Origin of the sequence: Streptomyces sp. NPDC002994, assembly GCF_040611155.1 — a bacterium.
Lineage (GTDB): Bacteria > Actinomycetota > Actinomycetes > Streptomycetales > Streptomycetaceae > Streptomyces.
The window spans coordinates 47,201-64,692 of sequence record NZ_JBEXNQ010000010.1 but is presented as its reverse complement, the minus strand read 5'-3'; the positions used below and the strand labels follow the sequence as shown (position 1 = coordinate 64,692).

21 protein-coding genes are annotated in these 17,492 nt (G+C 70.4%); 13 read left to right on the top strand and 8 right to left on the bottom strand.

Annotated features, from left to right (window positions below; translation table 11 throughout):
* Positions 1–28: 28 nt before the first annotated feature.
* From ABZX79_RS15600 to ABZX79_RS15590, 3 genes are read right to left on the bottom strand one after another with little or no spacing between them, the layout of a single operon-like run.
* Positions 29–1,228, bottom strand: coding sequence for a lipid-transfer protein (locus tag ABZX79_RS15600; protein WP_355256657.1), 1,200 nt, complete (start codon positions 1,226–1,228; stop codon positions 29–31).
* A 14-nt stretch (positions 1,229–1,242) separates the two neighbouring features.
* Complete coding sequence (locus ABZX79_RS15595; RefSeq protein ID WP_355256654.1) at positions 1,243–3,414, bottom strand: acyl-CoA dehydrogenase; 2,172 nt, start codon at positions 3,412–3,414, stop codon at positions 1,243–1,245.
* 54 nt (positions 3,415–3,468) lie between these two features.
* Entirely contained in the window at positions 3,469–4,473 is a 1,005-nt protein-coding gene (locus ABZX79_RS15590; protein WP_355256651.1) for a LysR family transcriptional regulator, read from the bottom strand.
* 232 nt (positions 4,474–4,705) lie between these two features.
* On the opposite strand from ABZX79_RS15590, the gene ABZX79_RS15585 reads away from it, so the two are divergent.
* The 4 genes from ABZX79_RS15585 (at position 4,706) to ABZX79_RS15570 (ending at position 7,940) form a co-directional block, all read left to right on the top strand.
* Entirely contained in the window at positions 4,706–5,839 is a 1,134-nt protein-coding gene (locus ABZX79_RS15585) for a hypothetical protein (RefSeq protein ID WP_355256648.1), read from the top strand.
* Positions 5,840–5,853: 14 nt separating this feature from the next.
* Positions 5,854–6,774: a hypothetical protein gene (locus ABZX79_RS15580; protein ID WP_355256645.1), complete on the top strand. Its 921-nt coding sequence runs from the start codon at positions 5,854–5,856 to the stop codon at positions 6,772–6,774.
* 103 nt (positions 6,775–6,877) lie between these two features.
* Positions 6,878–7,342, top strand: a complete 465-nt coding sequence (locus ABZX79_RS15575; protein ID WP_355256643.1) for a hypothetical protein — start codon at positions 6,878–6,880, stop codon at positions 7,340–7,342.
* Positions 7,343–7,454: 112 nt separating this feature from the next.
* Positions 7,455–7,940: a hypothetical protein gene (locus tag ABZX79_RS15570; protein ID WP_355256641.1), complete on the top strand. Its 486-nt coding sequence runs from the start codon at positions 7,455–7,457 to the stop codon at positions 7,938–7,940.
* A 117-nt stretch (positions 7,941–8,057) separates the two neighbouring features.
* Here the strand turns inward: ABZX79_RS15570 and ABZX79_RS15565 are convergent, their stop codons facing one another.
* Positions 8,058–8,333 (bottom strand): DUF397 domain-containing protein, encoded by a 276-nt coding sequence (locus tag ABZX79_RS15565; RefSeq protein WP_355256638.1) that lies wholly within the window; start codon positions 8,331–8,333, stop codon positions 8,058–8,060.
* Complete coding sequence (locus ABZX79_RS15560; protein WP_355257089.1) at positions 8,293–9,141, bottom strand: helix-turn-helix transcriptional regulator; 849 nt, start codon at positions 9,139–9,141, stop codon at positions 8,293–8,295. The genes ABZX79_RS15565 and ABZX79_RS15560 overlap by 41 nt, the downstream gene beginning before the upstream one ends.
* Positions 9,142–9,278: 137 nt before the next feature.
* Between ABZX79_RS15560 and ABZX79_RS15555 the strand changes: the two genes are divergently transcribed.
* The 8 genes from ABZX79_RS15555 to ABZX79_RS15520 all read left to right on the top strand — a co-directional run bounded on the left by ABZX79_RS15555 (position 9,279) and on the right by ABZX79_RS15520 (position 14,433).
* A complete protein-coding gene (locus tag ABZX79_RS15555) occupies positions 9,279–9,647 on the top strand; it encodes an ATP-binding protein (RefSeq protein WP_355257087.1) in 369 nt (122 codons plus the stop codon).
* 37 nt (positions 9,648–9,684) lie between these two features.
* Positions 9,685–10,332 carry a class I SAM-dependent methyltransferase gene (locus ABZX79_RS15550; RefSeq protein ID WP_355256635.1) on the top strand — a complete coding sequence of 216 codons (648 nt, stop codon included), beginning with the start codon at positions 9,685–9,687 and terminating at the stop codon, positions 10,330–10,332.
* Between the two features lie 22 nt (positions 10,333–10,354).
* The gene (locus tag ABZX79_RS15545; protein WP_355256632.1) at positions 10,355–11,329 is read left to right on the top strand and encodes an N-acetylmuramoyl-L-alanine amidase; all 975 of its coding nucleotides are present in this window, start codon (positions 10,355–10,357) and stop codon (positions 11,327–11,329) included.
* Between the two features lie 121 nt (positions 11,330–11,450).
* Entirely contained in the window at positions 11,451–12,311 is an 861-nt protein-coding gene (locus ABZX79_RS15540) for a DUF5336 domain-containing protein (protein ID WP_355256629.1), read from the top strand.
* A gap of 115 nt (positions 12,312–12,426) precedes the next feature.
* On the top strand, positions 12,427–13,437 hold the full coding sequence (locus tag ABZX79_RS15535; protein WP_355256626.1) for an LLM class F420-dependent oxidoreductase: 1,011 nt from the start codon (positions 12,427–12,429) through the stop codon (positions 13,435–13,437).
* 37 nt (positions 13,438–13,474) lie between these two features.
* Positions 13,475–13,729: a CopG family transcriptional regulator gene (locus tag ABZX79_RS15530; RefSeq protein WP_355256623.1), complete on the top strand. Its 255-nt coding sequence runs from the start codon at positions 13,475–13,477 to the stop codon at positions 13,727–13,729.
* Positions 13,726–14,160 (top strand): PIN domain-containing protein, encoded by a 435-nt coding sequence (locus tag ABZX79_RS15525; RefSeq protein ID WP_355256620.1) that lies wholly within the window; start codon positions 13,726–13,728, stop codon positions 14,158–14,160. Before ABZX79_RS15530 ends, ABZX79_RS15525 begins: the two co-directional genes overlap by 4 nt.
* An 18-nt stretch (positions 14,161–14,178) precedes the next feature.
* The gene (locus ABZX79_RS15520; RefSeq protein ID WP_355256617.1) at positions 14,179–14,433 is read left to right on the top strand and encodes a helix-turn-helix transcriptional regulator; all 255 of its coding nucleotides are present in this window, start codon (positions 14,179–14,181) and stop codon (positions 14,431–14,433) included.
* 8 nt (positions 14,434–14,441) lie between these two features.
* Here ABZX79_RS15520 and ABZX79_RS15515 read toward each other — a convergent pair whose 3' ends face one another.
* Positions 14,442–15,233 (bottom strand): maleylpyruvate isomerase family mycothiol-dependent enzyme, encoded by a 792-nt coding sequence (locus ABZX79_RS15515; protein ID WP_355256614.1) that lies wholly within the window; start codon positions 15,231–15,233, stop codon positions 14,442–14,444.
* Positions 15,234–15,280: 47 nt separating this feature from the next.
* Here ABZX79_RS15515 and ABZX79_RS15510 point away from each other — a divergent pair, with 47 nt between their 5' ends.
* Positions 15,281–15,574, top strand: coding sequence for a hypothetical protein (locus ABZX79_RS15510; RefSeq protein ID WP_355257084.1), 294 nt, complete (start codon positions 15,281–15,283; stop codon positions 15,572–15,574).
* 9 nt (positions 15,575–15,583) lie between these two features.
* Here the strand turns inward: ABZX79_RS15510 and ABZX79_RS15505 are convergent, their stop codons facing one another.
* Entirely contained in the window at positions 15,584–16,666 is a 1,083-nt protein-coding gene (locus tag ABZX79_RS15505) for a prenyltransferase (RefSeq protein ID WP_355256611.1), read from the bottom strand.
* Entirely contained in the window at positions 16,663–17,409 is a 747-nt protein-coding gene (locus tag ABZX79_RS15500; RefSeq protein WP_355256609.1) for a class I SAM-dependent methyltransferase, read from the bottom strand. Before ABZX79_RS15500 ends, ABZX79_RS15505 begins: the two co-directional genes overlap by 4 nt.
* Positions 17,410–17,492: the final 83 nt, after the last annotated feature.

Genomic DNA, 17,492 nt, shown 5'->3' with positions numbered 1-17,492 from the left:
ATATGAGGCAGCGCCCCAGAGCCCCCCGTCAAACCGCCCGCAGCATCGTCACCACCGCCGCGCCGCCGAGCCCGATGTTGTGCGCCAGGCCGACCCGCGCTCCCGCCACCTGTCGCGCCTTCGCCTCGCCCCTCAACTGCCACGTCAGTTCCGCCGCCTGCGCCAGGCCGGTCGCGCCCAGTGGGTGGCCCTTGGAGATGAGCCCGCCGGAGGGGTTCACCACCCATCGGCCGCCGTACGTCGTCGCCCCGCTCTCCACCAGCTTCCCGGACTCGCCTTCCCCGCACATGCCCAGCGCCTCGTACGTCAGCAGCTCGTTGACGGAGAAGCAGTCGTGCAGCTCGACGACGTCGACGTCCTCGATGCCGAGGCCGGACCTCTCGTACACCTGCCGCGCCGCCGCCCGCGACATCGGCTTGCCGACGACGTCGATACAGGAACCGGAGGCGAAGGATTCCTCCGTGTCCGTCGTCATCGCCTGGGCGACGATCTCGACGGACTTGGCGTGCAGGCCGTACTGGACGAGGAAGCGCTCGGAGACGACCACGGCAGCCGCCGCGCCATCGGAGGTCGGGGAGCACTGGAGCTTCGTGAGCGGCCGGTGGATGGTCTTCGCGGCGAGGATCTCGTCGACCGTCCATACGTCCTGGAACTGGGCGTTGGGGTTGTCCGCCGAATGCCTGTGGTTCTTGGCGGCGACCGCGGCGAGCTGCGCCTCGGTCGTGCCGTACCGCTCCATGTGCTCGCGCGCCGCGTTGCCGAAGATCTGCGCGGTGGGCGGGGTCATCTCGAAGCCGTGGGCTGCCGCCATGACGCCGTAGTGGCGCGCGACGGGGGAAGTGGCGAAGTCCCCAGCGTCCGAGCCCCCGCCCAGCGCCCCCCGCTTCATCTTTTCGAAGCCCAGCGCCAGCACACAGTCGCTGATGCCGCCCTCGATGAACTGCCGAGCCATCATCAGCGCCGTGGAGCCCGTCGCGCAGTTGTTGTTCACGTTGTAGACGGGGACGCCGGTCAGGCCGAGTTCGTACGCCGCCCGCTGGCCGGCCGTCGAAGCCTGGAAGCAGTAGCCGACGGGGACCTGCTGGACCTTCCCGTACGCAATCCCCGCGTCCGCCAGCGCCTTCGTCCCGGCCTCCTTCGCCATGTCCCAGTACTGCCAGTCGTCACGGCTCTCGGGCTTCTCGAACTTCGTCATCCCGACACCGACGATGTACGCCTTCGTGGTCATCAGCGGAGCTCCCTTCAGTCACGCGGCAGGCCGAGGATCCGCTCGGCGACGACATTGAGCTGGACCTGCGTCGTGCCGCCCGCGATCGTCAGGCAACGCGACATCAGGAAGCCGTGCACGGCCCGCTCCCCCGCCCCCTCGCGCACCGCGCCCTGCGGGCCGAGCAGTTCGAGGGCGAGTTCGGCGACCTTCTGCTGGTGGGGGGTCTGGACGAGTTTGCGTACGCTCGCTCCCGCGCCGGGTTCCAGGCCCGACACCTGCTGCGTCGTCGTACGCAGCCCGATGCAGGCCAGGGCGTGCGCCTCGGCGGCGAGCGCCCCGATACGCGCCCTGTAGACGTCGTCGAGTTCCGCCGACCCCGCGATCAGCGTTTCGAGTCCCGTGTCGAAGGCCACCTGGTCGGCCATGTGGACCCGCTCGTTGCCCAGGGTGTTACGGGCGACCTGCCAGCCGCCGCCCACCTCCCCGACCACCGCGTCGTCCGGCAGCAGTACGTCGTCGAAGTAGACCTCGTTGAAGAGCGATTCCCCGGTGATCTCCTTCAACGGACGGATGTCGATGCCGTCCGCCGCCGCCTTCATGTCGACGAGGAAGTACGTAAGCCCCTTGTGCTTCGGCGCGTCCGGGTCCGTACGGGCGAGCAGGATCCCGTAGTCCGCCCACTGCGCCGCGCTCGTCCACACCTTCTGCCCGTTGACGCGCCACCCGTCCGCCGTCTTCTCGGCCCTCGTCCGCAGCGACGCCAGGTCCGACCCGGCCTCCGGCTCCGAGAACAGCTGGCACCACAGCACCTCGCCACGCAACGTCGGCCCGAGATAGCGCTGCTGCTGCTCCGGCGTCCCGTACGCGATCAGCGACGGTACGACCCAGGTGGCGATCCCCAGATCGCTCACCTTCACCCCGGCCGCTCGCATCTCCTGCTGTACGGCGAGCTGCTGTACGGGCCCCGCCCCCAGCCCGTACGGCGCGGGCAGGTGCGGGGCGGCGTACCCCGTGGACGCCAGCGCACGCCGCGCGGCGCCCGGGTCGAGGCCGCGCGCCCCCTCGATCGCCTCCCTCGCCTGCTGCCGGTACGCGTCGGCCTCCGGCGGCAGCTCCAGCCGCAGCTCGCGCCGCGCGCCGGCCGACGCGAGGCGTGCGGCGCGCAGCCGGTGCTCGTCGCCCGGGCCGAGCAGTTGCCGCGCGACCAGCGCCCGGCGCAGATACAGGTGGGCGTCGTGTTCCCACGTGAAGCCGATGCCGCCGAGGATCTGGACGCAGTCCTTGGCGCAGGTGAAGGCGGCGTCGAGTGCGGTCGACGCGGCGAGCGCGGCGGTGAGCGTACGTACGCCGGGCTCGCACGCCGGCTCGTCGGCGGCCCGCGCCGCGTCCCACACCAGGGCCCGCGCCTGTTCGACGCGGACGAGCATGTCGGCGCACAGGTGCTTGACGGCTTGGAACTGTCCGATGGGACGCCCGAACTGCTCACGCACTTTCGCGTACGCGACGGCCGTGTCCAGGGCCCACCCCGCGGTCCCGCACGCCTCGGCCGCGTACAGCACGGCCGCCAGGTCCCGTACGAGCACGGTGTCCACACCGAGCTCCCGCCCGGCCGGGACCGCCACGCCCCGGGCCACGACCTCGGCCGTCGGCCTGGCCGGGTCGGCACTCTCCTGCGCGCGCACGGTAAGTGCCGAGGCGTCCACGGCGAGCGTCAGCGGGCCGCGCGCCGACTCGGCGGCCAGCAGGATCAGGTCGGCCTGCGCCCCGGCGAGGACCGGCGGCGCGGCCCCGTCGAGTACGTAACCGCCGCCGCCCGCCGGCACGGCCGTGAGCGTCCCTGGGCCCAGCGCCACGGCCCCGATCCGCCCGCCGTCCGCGAGACCGGCCGCCAGGTCGCGCTGCCCGGCCCGGTGGAGTACGGCCGAGGCGAGGACGCTGGGCAGATACGCCCCCGGCAGCGCGGACCGCCCGGTCTCCTCCAGCACGACAGCGAGGTCGAGGAGTCCGCCACCCCCTCCGCCGTACTCCTCGGGCAGGTGCAGCCCGAGCAGGCCCTGCTCCGCCGCTCCGTCCCAGTACCAGGGCCGCCGCTCCCCCGCCCCGTCGAGCACCTTCCGCACAGCCTCGGGCGGCACGGCCCGCGCGAGCCGGCGGCGTACGGAGTCCGCCAGGTCGCGATGCTCTCGCGTGATTCCGATACCCATGCGCGGCAGACTAGAACACGTTTCAATCTGACGGAAGGTCAGGAGACTGATCGGTCAGCCGTCGCCGTCCCATGGATACTCGGTCTCGCTGCTACTGCGGAGCGATCGCGCGGCACGGCGGACGGCGAGGACGGTGGGCCGAGTCCGGTTCTTCTCCAGCCATGCCAGCGCCGAGTGGGACGGGGGCAGGTCGACGACGTCGACATACCGCACGCCCGGCCGGGGGAAGAAATGCCGGGCGGCCGCCGGCAGGAAGCACATGGCCTGCCCGTGGGCGACGGCGTGCAGCAGGGCCTCCATGTCCGTGACGACGGGCCCGTACCGTACGGGGGTGCCGTCGGGTCGCGGGTCCACCGCCCAGAAGTCCCACCAGACCCGCGGGGCTCGTGCCGGAACGTCGACGACCGGGTGGTTGGCGAGCTGGGCGAGCGTGATGCGCTCCAGGGCCGCCAAGGGGTCGTCGGCCGACAGGCAGGCGACGCGGGGCTCGGTGGCGAGATGGTGCAGTTCGATGCCCTCGGGAACCGGCGGGCGCAGGAAGACCACATCGACCTCGTCCTGGATCAGGGCGGCCACGTGGTCGACGAAGTTGAGGCTGACGATCCGTATCCCGATGGCGGGATGGCGTGCGTGCAGCGCCTGAAGCACGGCACGCGTGTGCGGCATGGCGGCCTCGGCGCCGATGGCACCGACCACCAGCTGCCCGGAGAGCTGGCGCAGTTGGGCATCGGCCGCCCGGCGTAATCGGTCCGTGGCCGCGACCGACGCCCCGATCTCCGGGAGCAGGGCCTGGCCGGCCGGGGTGAGTTCGACGGTACGGCTGGTGCGCTCCAGCAGCCGTATGCCCAGACGCTTCTCCAGGTCTCGGATCTGCTGGCTGAGTGCGGACTGCGTCATGAACAACCGCTTCGCGGTACGGCTGAAGTGGAGCTCCTCACTCAGCGCCAGGAACAACCGCAACTGGTGGATCGTCGGCTCCCCCGCCCCGCTCCCGCCGCTTCCCCCGCGCACAACCGCGTTGCCCTCGGCCGACCGCCCCGCGTCACTACCTGCGACCATGGTGATTCCCTTATCAGTGGCCTGTGTTGTCTCATGCCCGTGTCCATGACACGGGCTGCCTCCTGTGCGAGTGTCTCAATCGCCCCGCCGTCTGACTGACCATCCGCCGGCATCGGGGGGCAGACCTGCTGAACACGTGGCAATGACGGGGATCACCATGTTTCGTTCACGGCAGTTTCGGGCGCACGGAGTCGGCGGACTACGCGCCTGCCTAGCTCTCCTGCTCGCCTGCGTGTGTCTCGCACCGGTGTCGGCCGCATCGGCCACGTCAGCGGCGTCGCACCGGGCACCGAGCACCGGCGAGCCCGACCGGACGACGGCGTCGTCCGAGGTGCCCGCAGGAGTCACCGCCGGGGTCGCCGTCTTCGACCGGCAGACCGGGACCTTCACCGAGCAGCTGAACACCACGATGCCGTTCCGGTCGGCATCCGTGGTGAAGCTGCTGATCACGCTGGACCACTTGTGGGACAAGGGCCCCGCGTACGACATCCCCGCCGCCGACCGCACGCGGCTGGACGCGATGCTGCGCAGCAGCAATGACGACGCGGCGAGTCACTACTGGGTGCAGAACGGCCAGGGCGCCATCATCGACCGGATGGTCACCCGGCTGGGCCTGACTCACACAAGCCGTCCCCCATCGACGCATCCCGGCTACTGGGGCTACACCGCTGTCACGGCCTCCGACACCGTACGGATCTACCGTTACCTGCTGGACAGGGCACCCACGCCCCTGCGCGACTACGTGATGGGAAACCTGCGGCGGTCGACGCGCTGCGCGACTGACGGCTTCGACCAGTACTTCGGCATCGCGGAAGCCTTCGAGCGCCCGTGGGCGGTCAAGCAGGGATGGTCCGAGTTCAGCTCGGGTGGCTGCACCGCCGCACCGACCACCGCCAAGGCTCCCGCCGACGCGTCCGCCGACGCCCGTACCACGGCGGCGAACGGTGTGGACCTGACCCGCCCGGCACTGCACACCACCGGCACCGTCGGTGCCGGTGACCGGGCCATCGTGGCCGTCCTCACCCTGCACCCGGACGGCACCACGTACGGCAAGGCCTACTCCGACCTGGGCAGACTCACTCGCTCGCTCGTCGTGCCCGGTGCGCAGAAGCCCGCGGGCACGTGGTTCGGAACCTGGAGCTCCGGTGTCCGTGTCCGGGCCGGGGCAACCACGGAATCCGCCACCCTGACCACCCTGCCCGCCGGTGTGGAGGTACTGGTCTCCTGCCAGAAGCAGGGGCAGACGGTCACCGTGCCGCCGTACACCAACTCCTGGTGGGCGTACCTGCCTCAGTACGGCGGTTACATGACCAACATCTACATCAAGTCACCCGACAACCAGCTTCCCGGCGTCCGGGTCTGTTGAGGGGAGGGCAGGTGATGGCACGCCTTCACAGGAACGCACTGGTCGCCGCGGCAGCGCTCCTCGCCCTGCAGCTCCTGTCCACAGGCTGCTCCGGCGCACGGACAGCCGCAACCGCCCCGCAGAAGACCTCCGGCGCGGCCACCACGGCTGCGAGGCCGTCCACGACGGGCGAGCTGACGCTCCTGCACGACGCGGAACAGGAACTGCGGCGCAGATGCATGGCAGCGGCCGGCTTCAGGTACTGGGCCGAGTCCGCGAAGCCGATGCCCGAGTCGCGGGAGTTCCCCTACGTCGTCGACGATCCGGCGTGGGCGAGCCAGTACGGCTACGGGAGCACTCTGAACGCGCGGATCGGCCGGCTGCGCGCCAAGGACCCGAACCAGGTGTACCTGCGTGGACTGTCCCAGGAACGGAGACGAGCCGCGATCACCGCCCTCAACGGCACCCGCACGGATTCGCAGCAGCTGACATCGCGGCTGCCCAGCGGGATGGTCATGGGACACAGCGCCACCGGGTGCAGGGCGGAGGCCTGGCAGAAGCTGTACGGCGATCTTCCCGGCTGGTACGCGGCGAGCACGCTGGTCGCGAACCTGAAGGCGCACAGGTACGAACGGGTGCTCGCGGACCCGGAGTTCGGCCGGGCGGTCACAAAATGGTCGACCTGTATGCGGGCGAGCGGGCACGCCTACCGCGACCCGTCGCAGAGCAAGGCCGAGTTCCTGCGGGACGCGAAGACCGGTGACCTGGCGGCGGAAACCCGGGTCGCCGCCCAGGAAGCCCGGTGCGCGCTCAGCAGCGGCCTGTCCGCCGTCGCCGTACGCCTGGACCGCCGCCACGACCAGGCACTGCGCCAAGAGCACCGAGAAGCGGTGGACCGGGTGGAGCGCCTGCGGACCAACGCGCTGCCGCGAGCACGAGACGTGCTGGCCCCCTGACGGGCCAGGCACCCAGAAACTCCCGCACCGGGTCCGCAGACCACTGCTGCCCCGGGCAAGGCGGGGTGAGAGATACGACAGCGAATCAACGAGGGGAATATTCATGTCGATGAACCGAGGCAGGTTCCTGCTCGCCACGGCTGCGGTCGTCACCGCACTCGGGCTGGCACCCACCACCGCACAAGCCGCCGCCCCCGCGCCGGCGCCCGCGCAGGCCGGCACCGCCGCCCAGATAGGCACCGCCGCCCAGGCCGCGGACGGTCTCCTCTACGCGTGGGAGCACTCGTGGAAGGGCGGCCGTCAGGTTACCTGGGTCAACAGCAGCTCCGACTGGGCAGACCGGAACATGCGCAACCAGGCCTCCTCCGTGCACAACAACGGCTACGCGGGCGCCTACGAGGACGTACTGCTGTATTGGGACCGTGGCAACGTCGGCGCCGCCTACTGCCTGGGCAACGGCAACTACCTCATGGACATGCGCTACGACCGCTTCCCGTACAACGGCAATGGAGGCGGCGAGTACATGGACAACAACGTCGCCTCGCACCGCTGGGGCAACTACTGCTGACGCGCTGAGACCGGCGCAGCCGCAGTGTGCGGCTGCGCCGGGGCGCGCACCGACCACCGACCACCGACCACGGACGCAGCCTTCGCTGCCTGTCGTCAGGAGAAGCACAGTCATGATCAAGCTCACCTTGGGCGCGGCGACTCGTGCGGTGTGTGCCGCAGTGTTGATCGCAGGTGGACTGACCGCCGCCATGCCCGCCACCGCACAGGCCTCTCCACAGGACTGCGAGCGAGGAGCCAGGGGATTCGTCGACATCCCCGACAACCAGTCGGGAGTTGAAGTCGGTCCCGGCTACCACTTCGACTTGCACCCCGGAGCGTCCTGGCCCGGAAGGATCACGTTGAAGCACGCCAGGATCAACGGAGAGATCCGGGGCTTCGCGTCGCTGACCGGTCCCTGGGCAGGGGATGAGGTCTGGATGGACTGGACGGTCGACGGCGGACGCAACTGGGTCCAGTGCGGCCCCTTCCGCGCCACCCGGCTGGGCGATCCGCTGACCACCGCCGCCCAGCGCACCGACAACAGCACCAACTGGCGATTCCGCGCGTGCGGCAGTCGCGGCAATGGCAGCCCGGTGCAGTGCACCGGCTGGTGGTAACCCTCGTCCGATATTCAGTGCCGGCTCGCGGCCAATATCTGTGACCGCCAAGTACGGGCGGCAGTGAGAGCCCGGCAGGCGCGTGCCTGCCGGGCTCTCACTGTGTGGCGACGCCCCTCAGAGGCCGCCCTCGGCAGCCGCCGTGACGAAGGCCGCGAAGGCAGCGGGAGCGACGGCGAAAGCGGGCCCTTCGGGGTGCTTGGAGTCGCGGACGGCGATACGGCAGGGCTGAGCGGCGACCTCGACGCACTCACCGCCGGAGCTGCCGCTGTACGACGACTTGCGCCAGGCGGCGGCGCCGAGCGGGGCGCACTCGACGCAGTCGCCACCGCTGGTGCTGCTGTACGACGACTTACGCCATTGCGCGCCCGTCAGATCCTGGTTCGTGGCCATAACGCTCCTCCATTACGCGGGCGATCAGAGTTGCCGACTCCCGAGGGGAGAGTGCTTCCGCCTGAAGGCGAGCGTAACCGACCGAACGATCCCTGATCAGTTGTGGATTGGCCGTCATGTAGGGCGCGTCATACGTCTCCGCGTAGAAGAGGTCCGGGTCGTCATCGAACCGCAGAAGGTTGAACGCGCCGATCATTCCGGGGTGTTGCCCCACGGAGAACGGAAGCACCTGGAGCTGTAGCCACTTCTCGTCGCGGGAGGCCAACAGGCGGCCGAGTTGCTTCCGCATGATCTCGCTGCTGCCGACCTCCCGATGCAGCAGAGCCTCGTCCAGCACCACACAAATCACCGGCGGATGGTGCGGATCCAGAATGCGCTGGCGCTCCATGCGGGCCGCTACCATCTCGTCGAGCTTGCCCGGATGGCCGATGCTCAGCAAGGCTCGCGCATACTCCCGCGTCTGGAGGAGCCCGTACACCACCTGTGTCTGGAACGTGGAGATGTACGTCGCCCGCGCCTCCATCTCCGCATACGGCTGGAACCAATGCGGCAACTGACTCCGCAGCACCAGCCCCAACAGCCGCGAAAACGTCCCGCCCGTCCCCAGCGCCGCGTCGATCCGTTCCGAGAAGTCGCGGGTCGGCACCTTCCGTGCCGTTTCCACCTGGCCGATCAGTGAGCCCGTACAGAAGACGATGTCGCCGAGCTGCCCCTGCTTGAGTCCGGCCGCCTCTCTCAGGCGACGCAGTTCGGAGCCGTAGTAGTCCAGCGGTGATGCGCTGGGATCGAGGTCGCGGATGTTGACCATGGTGGCGGCCACCCCCCAAGTTCACGCCGTGCGGCGTTCGTTTCGGTCAGTAGCCGAGCGTAATCGCGCCACGCCATCCTGGTGGCATGAATCACGTAACTGCCCATTCATCGGCGCAAATTGACGCCAGTTACCGCATGGGCTTCACCGTCGGCGAACACTCAGCGCGACACATGCGGCGCATCTTGCGCACGTTTCTGGCTCGCTGGGACATGGCCGAGGTCACCGACGCCGCCGAACTCGCGCTCACCGAGCTCGTCGCCAACGTCGTACGGCACGTGCCCGGCCGCCACTGCACGCTCCTCATCCTGCGGCAGCCGGGCGGACTGCGGGTGGAGGTCACGGACAGGTGCCCCCGACCGGCGCACGCGACGGGCGGCGGAGGCGACGAGCTCGCCGAGGGCGGGCGGGGACTGCTGCTGGTCGAGGCCGTGACCGACCGCTGGGGCACGGTGCCGATGCCCGGCGGCAAGACGGTGTGGTTCGAGTGCGACGTGAAGCAATAATGGGCGGCCTGTACGTACCGACCAGTAGGAGAATCCCATGGCCGCCGCCGCGCCCAAGCCCGAGACGCTCGACGCCTTCGCCGCCGCCAAGGGCTTCATGCCGGTACGTGAAGGGCTCGCCCTGTACGCCGCGGCCACCGAAGCCGGTGCGCTCGGGCTGCCGCTGCTGGAGGTCGGCACGTACTGCGGGCGCTCCACGATCCTGCTCGCCGACGCCGCCCGCGAGGCCGGCACGGTCGCCGTGACCGTCGACCACCACCGGGGCAGCGAGGAGCAGCAGCCCGGCTGGGAGTACCACGACCCGACCGTCGTGGACCCGGAGGTCGGCCTGATGGACACCCTCCCCACCTTCCGCCGCACGCTGCGCAAGGCGGGCCTCGAAGACCACGTGATCGCGGTCGTCGGGCGATCGCCGCAGGTCGCGGCCGTGTGGGGCGGCAAGGTCGGGCTCGTCTTCATCGATGGCGGACACACCGACGAGCACGCGAACGGCGACTACGAGGGCTGGGCCCCGCACGTAGCGACCGGCGGGCTGCTCGTCATCCACGACGTCTTCCCGGACCCGGCGGACGGCGGCCAGGCCCCGTATCGCGTGCATCAGCGCGCCCTCGCGTCCGGCGCCTTCACCGAAATCTCGGTGACCGACTCTCTGCGCGTCCTGCGCCGCGTTTCGCCGGGGATCTGACCGGCCCGGATAGCATCGCCGGGTGTCGTACGACAGCCAGCCCCCCGCTTCCCCCACTCCCTCCACCCCTCCTCGCCGCCTCGGCCGCGGGAATGTCACCGTCGCGGTCGCCGCGCTGGTCCCGACCGCCCTGGCGGGCTGGCTCGTGTGGCAGGCGATGAGCGGTCCCGGTGACGCCGAGCCGCCGAAGGTGGTTCCGCTGCCGAGCCAGAGCCGGTCCGCGTCGCCGCCCACCGACGCGAAACCATCGGCGCCCACGTCGCCCCCCGCGGCAACCGCTTCCCCTTCCGAAACCAAGAAGGACGAGAAGCCGGACGGGACCGGGCCGCTCGCCGGCAAGGTCGTGGTGGTCGACCCCGGCCACAATCCGGGCAATTTCCGCCACACGCGCGAAATCAACAAACTCGTCGACGTCGGCACGCACCGCAAGGAGTGCGACACCACCGGCACATCGACCAACGGCGGCTACACCGAGGCCTCATTCACCCTGGACGTCTCGCGCCGCCTGCGCGCCCTCCTCGAAGAGCAGGGCGCGACGGTGAAGCTTGTGCAGAACGACGACCGCCCGTACGGACCCTGCGTGGACGAGCGGGCCCGTATCGGCAACGAGGCGAAGGCCGACGCCGTCGTCTCCGTCCACGCCGACGGCTCGGCGGTCGGCAACCGCGGCTTCCACGTCATCCTGCCCGCCCTGGTGAAGGACGGCGCCGCGGACACCGCGAAGATCGTCGGCCCTTCGCGCGAACTCGGCACGCGCATCGCGGGCAAGTTCGTCCAGGCGACCGGCAGCGCTCCGTCCAACTACGTGGGCGACGGTACGGCGTTGGACGTACGCAAGGACCTCGGCGGCCTCAATCTGTCGACTGTGCCCAAGGTGTTCATCGAATGCGGCAATATGCGTGATCCGAAGGACGCTGCCCTGCTGACGAACGAGGGCTGGCGCCAGAAGGCGGCGCAGGGAATCGCCGACGGCATCGGCAGTTACCTCAACGGGTAAGGCTGATACCGGGCGGCCGACCCTGCCCGGGGGGACGATAGATTCATCCGTACGATGGGGAGCTGCCCCCGAGCTTCACACTGTGCCGCCCCGACGAGTCGACCCACTAAGGACCTTCAAAGTGAACATCCGCTCCCTCACTCGAGGCGACGGCGTGGTGATCGGAGCAGCGGTGGTGCTGTTCATCGCCTCGTTCCTCGATTTCAAGTCGTACGACAAGCCGGCTTGCTCGGGCGAGTTCTGCCCTCCGGCCTCCCTCGACTCCTACAACGCCTGGGACAGCCTGGCCCTTCTGATGAGCATCTACCTCGCCGGCGTCATCGCGGCGGCGCTCATCGTGGTGTCCCGTTCGATGCCGCAGCAGCGCAAGATCGCCGGTATCGACCTGGGCCAGTTCGGCGTCGCGTTCGCCGTGTTCGCCGCCTGGACCGCCTTCTGGACGATCATCGACGGCAGCAACTCCGGCCCCGGTCAGATCCTCGGCCTGCTCGCGGTGCTGATCCTCGCCGTCGGCGCCGTTGCCGCCCCGCTCGTCCCGGCACTCAAGGCCCCGCTCATGCCCGCCCCGAAGCCGCAGGTCGCGCAGCCGTACGGTGGCCAGCCCGGTCAGCCGGGCCCCGGTGGCTACGGCTACCCCGGCGCCCAGCAGCCGCCCTACGGCGGTCAGCCGGGCCAGCCGCAGCCGTACGGTGCGCAGCCCCAGCCGCAGCAGGGCCAGCCCCAGGCCGCGCAGCAGCAGGCGGCCCCGGCGCAGCAGGCCGCAGCGCCCGCTACTGCCGCCGCCGACTTCGCGCCGTTCTGGTTCGCGGTTCCGGTCGCCCGTCCGCTGTACGCCGAGGACGGTTCGCCGACGCCGATCGCCGAGCTCGCGCCCGGCACCTGGTACCTGGCGGTGGAGCAGCGCGGTCCCGGTCTGGTCGCCCAGACGCAGGACGGCCGCCGCGGAGTCCTTCAGGACACCACCGGCATCCAGCGCGGCTGAGGCCCCGCTCGCCACAACGCAACGGCCACGGCCCCTCGCCCCTTCCGGGCGGGGGGCCGTTGTCGTACAGTCGCCCGGTCACCATGTCCTGACGAACCGTCAGACGGGATCAGCGATGCGCCTCGGACTCGCTCTCGGCTACTGGGGCCGCGGCCCCGCCCCCGCCCATCTCGACCTGGCCCGCGAGGCCGAGCGCCTCGGGTACGACTCCGTGTGGACCGCCGAGGCGTGGGGCTCCGACGCGTTCACCCCGCTCACCTGGATCGCGGCGCACACCTCACGCATCAGGCTCGGCACCGCCGTCGCGCAGATGGCCGCCCGCACACCCACCGCCACGGCCATGCACGCCCTCACGCTCGACCACCTCTCCGGCGGCCGGATGATGCTCGGGCTCGGGCTTTCGGGGCCGCAGGTCGTCGAGGGCTGGTACGGGCGGCCGTTCCCCGCCAGCCCGCTGACCGCGACCCGTGAGTACGTCGACGTGATCCGCCAAGTGCTCAGGCGCGAAGCCCCCGTTGAGCTGGACGGCCGGTTCCACCCGCTCCCCTACCGGGGCGCGGACGCGACCGGCATCGGCAAGGCGCTCAAGCCGATCACGCATCCGCTCCGGGCCGGCCTCCCTCTCCTCCTCGGCGCTGAGGGCCCCAGGAACATCGCCCAGACGACCCGCATCGCCGACGGCTGGCTCCCGCTCTACTGGTCACCGATGCGCACCGACGTGTACGCGGCGTCGCTTGCCGCCGTCCCCGCCGACTTCATGATCGCGCCGATGGCACGGGCGCAGGTCTGCGACGACGTCGCCGAAGGCCTGCTGCCGGTCAAGGCGATGCTGGGCTTCTACATCGGCGGCATGGGCCACGCGGCCCGCAACTTCCACGCCGACCTGATGGCCCGCATGGGCTTCGAGGCGCAGGCGCGCCGCGTCCAGGAGTTGTTCCTCGCGGGCCGCAAGGAGGAGGCGGTCCTGGCGGTCCCCGACGCGTTCGCCGACGAGATCTCCCTGGTCGGCCCGCGCGAGCGCATCGCGGAGCGCCTGGAGCTCTGGCGCAAGGGCCCGGTGACCGACCTCCTCATCACTGCTCCGGACCCGCACACCTTGCGGGTACTGGCCGACCTGAACGGCTAAAGCCCGACGCTGCGTATGGCAGAGGTACCATACGCATATGAGCCTCAAGCGGACGACCGTGTACCTCGAAGAGGAAGACCTTCGCGCGCTCAAGAACATCGCCTCGCTCAAGGGAATAAGCGAGGCCGAACTGATCCGCGAGGGCGTACGTCTGGCCATCGCCCAGAACCGGACCTGGGAGGAGCCCGCCGGGCTGCCTGTTTTCGAGAGCGGTGACCCGGCCTTCGCCGAGAACTCGGACAGCCTCCTGCGGGACAGCGGCTTCGGCTCGTGGGACGAGAGGCGTCCGTGATTGTCATCGCCGACACCTCGGGGATCATCGCATCCATCGACCGGAGCTGCCCCGATCACACACGGGCCCGTGAGGTCATGGACACGGCAGGACTCGTCGTCATCGCGCCGCTCGTCCTGGCGGAACTCGATCACCTGGTGAGCGGACGTTTCGGCCAGCAAGCCGCGGGCGCCGTGATCGACCAGATCCTGACCCAGGCACGGTCGGGCCGGTACCTGATCGGCGAAACGGGCGCCGATGTGCTGTCCGACGCCCGCTTGACCCAGCGGCGGTACCACGATCTCGAACTGGACCTCACCGACGCCGTGATCACGGTGCTGGCGCGGGAGTACGCGACGGACGCTGTTCTCACCCTGGACAGGAAAGACTTCCGCACCATCCGGCCCCTGTCCGCACACAAGGCCTTCCGGCTCCTGCCGGACGACCTGTAGGCGACCGAGGAGCAAAGGATGAGCGGCGGCTACCACACCGAGTGGAAGATCCCGGACGAGCACCGCGTCGACCCTGCGTACATCGAAGCGGGCGCCTCGATCGCCCTCGGTCAGGCGGTGTACGACTTCCGCGTCGCGCTCGGTATCTCGGAGGCCGAACTGGCCCGGAGGGCCGGTCTCACCGAGGCCGAAGTCGAGCAGATCGAGGGCGGTGGCGCCGCACCGACGCTGCCTCTGCTGCGGCAGCTGGCCTTCGTACCGCACGCCGCATAGCGGTCGGCTCAGCCGAAGGACGCCCGCGCCAGCCAGAAGTCCAGCAGTTCCGCGTCGCCCAGGACCTCCACCCGGTCGCTGTCGGCGGGCAGCCGCCGGTAGAAGGCCTGGAGTACGTCGGCGAGCGGGCCGCGCAGGGCCACCGTGGCCCTCTCGTGGCCGTGGCGCCAGGTGAAGCCGTCCTCGCCGAACTCGATCAGCCACTCGGCGTCGAGCGCGTCGGGCGCGTCCGTCGCGTGGAGGTGGATGGAGCGGCCGGCTCCGCGCAGCGCGTTCGCCTCCTCGTCGGCGCCGGTGGACTGCGACCAGGCGACGATCCCCAGCCACTCGTCGATGGCGTCCGCCGCGACGTCGTGGGCCACCTCGAAGGTGATGCCGGCGGCGATGGCCGCGTCCGCGCGGTGGATCACCGTCTCGTGCGTCATACGGCGCGCCCAGAAGGCAGCGCTGCGATCCGCGCTCCAGGACCACACCTTGGCCTTGGGCCCGGCCGCCCGCAGCGTATCGGCGGCCTTCTGCGCGCCCTGCGCCAACCACGCGTCCAAGGCGGCCGGTTCGGCGTCGCCGGGGCCGGTGAAGTCAGGGACCTCGTCCTCGGGGACGTCCGCGGAAGCCTTCGTCCGTACGATCGTCTCGACCCGGCGGTGCGCGCCGCCCACGTGCCGCGCGACGTGGCCCAAGGTCCACTCGGGGCAGGTCGGCACCTTCGTGCTCAGGTCCGCGCCGACCAGCGTGGCCCTCAGCAGGTCTGTCTGCCGGACGATTTCGTCGCAGTAACGGGCGTGCACCAGATCAGTCATCCACGCACTCTACGTTTCAGGTGGCTGAAAACGGCAAGACGTTCGACATGTCCCCGAGTCAGCGCAGCGGAAGTAACCGGGCGGCGACGATCATCATCGTCGTCGCCGACATCATGGCCGGAATCATCGGCCTCTGGATCCTGATGTACCTACTCGACGCGAACCGGGCGAACGACCTGGTGAACTTCCTCCAGGACGCCGCCCGCTGGCTGGCCGGCTGGTCGTGGGACCTGTTCACCTTCGACGAGGCGTGGGCGCGCGTCGTGGCCGGTTACGGCCTCGCGGCGATCGTGTACCTCTTCGCCGGACACGCGCTGGCGAACGTTCTGCGCCGCCACTGAGTCCAGCGGTCAGCAGCAGTCCGGGTCCAGGCCCAGCGGCAGCCGTTCGCCGCTGAAGACAGCGGTGGTCGCCTCGTCTCCCCCCAGGGCGGCCACCGCCAGCAGCAGCGAGCCCGCCGTCCAGGTGGTGAGTTCCTCGGGCCATACGGCCCGGTTGCCCTCGAAGACGTACCCCGTCCAGTACATGCCGCCCGGTGCCCGCAGGTGCTGGATCGACTGGAGGATCTCCAGCGCCCGGTCCGACTCCCCCATCACCCACAGGGCGAGCGCGAGCTCGCAGCTTTCGCCGCCGGTCACCCACGGGTTGGGGACGATGCAGCGCACGCCCATCCCCGGGACGACGAACCGGTCCCAGTCCGCCTCGATACGGGCCTTGGCGTCCACTCCCGTGATCGCGCTCGTGAGGATCGGGTAGTACCAGTCCATCGAGTAGCGGCTCTTGTCCAGGAACCGCTCCGGGTGGCGCTGAATGGCATGGCGCAGCGCGCCCACCGCCAGCTCCCAGTCCGGCTGCGGCTCTTCGCGCTGCTCGGCAACCGCGAGCGCGCAGCGCAGTGCCTGGTGGATGGAGGAACTGCCGGTCAGCAGCGCGTCGTTGACGGGCGTACCGTCATCTTCCCGCTTCCAGCCGATCTGGCCGCCCGGCTGCTGGAGCCCCAGCACGAACTCCGTCGCCGCGTAGACAACCGGCCACATGCGGTCGATGAACGCGTCGTCACCGGTCGCGAGGTAGTGGTGCCAGACCCCGACGGCGATGTACGCGCAGAAGTTGCTCTCGCGGCCCCGGTCGGTGACGCGCTCCGCGTCACCGTCGTCGTACGCCGCGTACCAGGAGCCGTCCGCGTTCTGGTGCCTCGCCAGCCACTCGTAGGCACGTGCGGCGGCGTCGTGCTCGCCGGCCGCGTCGAGCGCCATGGCGGCCTCGGTGTGGTCCCACGGGTCGAGGTGGTGGCCACGAAACCACGGGATGGCGCCGTCCTCGCGCTGTGCGGCGAGGATCCCGGCCACGGTCTCGGCGGCCTCGTCGGCGGTCAGAACACCGGGCAGGACGAGGTGTTCCGTACGCTCGGGGCCGCGCCAGAGCCCAGTCACTTGGCGGCCGCCGCTACCGCTGACGCCGGCAGGTGCGGCTTGGTCGCGTACGCCACGAAGCTCTTGCCGACCACCGGGTTCAGCAGCTGCTCGGCTATCCGCGTCGCGGCGGGCTTCTTCATGATGTCCCAGACCAGCAGCTTGTGGTACGCCCGGACCGGCAGCGCTTTGTCGTTGTCCACGCCGAACGCGCACTTCAGCCACCAGTAGGGCGAGTGCAGTGCGTGCGCGTGGTGCGTGCCGTACGGCTTCAGGCCTGCCTCGCGCATCTTGCCGAGCAGCTCGTCGGCCTTGTAGATGCGGATGTGGCCGCCCTCGACCTCGTGGTACGCGTCGCTCAGCGCCCAGCAGATCTTCTCGGGCCCGTAGCGCGGCACGGTCACCGCGATGCGCCCGCCCGGCTTCAGTACGCGCACCATCTCGGCCAGCACCCCCTTGTCGTCGGGGATGTGCTCCATGACCTCGGAGATGATCACGACGTCGAAGGAGGCGTCGGGGAAGGGGAGGTTGAGCGCGTCGCCCTCCATGGCGGTGGCGGTGGCGCCCGCCGGGGCCTCACCGGCCTCCTTCATGGCGGCGAACCACTTGGCGACCTCGCGGATCTCCTCGCCGTTCTGGTCGAGGGCCACGACCTGGGCGCCGCGCCGGTAGCACTCGAAGGCGTGCCGGCCCGCGCCGCAGCCCAGGTCGAGTACGCGATCGCCCGCGGCGAGCGGGAAGCGGGAGAAGTCCACGGTCAGCACGGGGTCTGCCCTTCCGGGTGGGGGTGGGTTACGGCGCCGGTCCGCCGGGCGCGTATGGCTGGGGCCCCGGGGCGGCCGGGGTG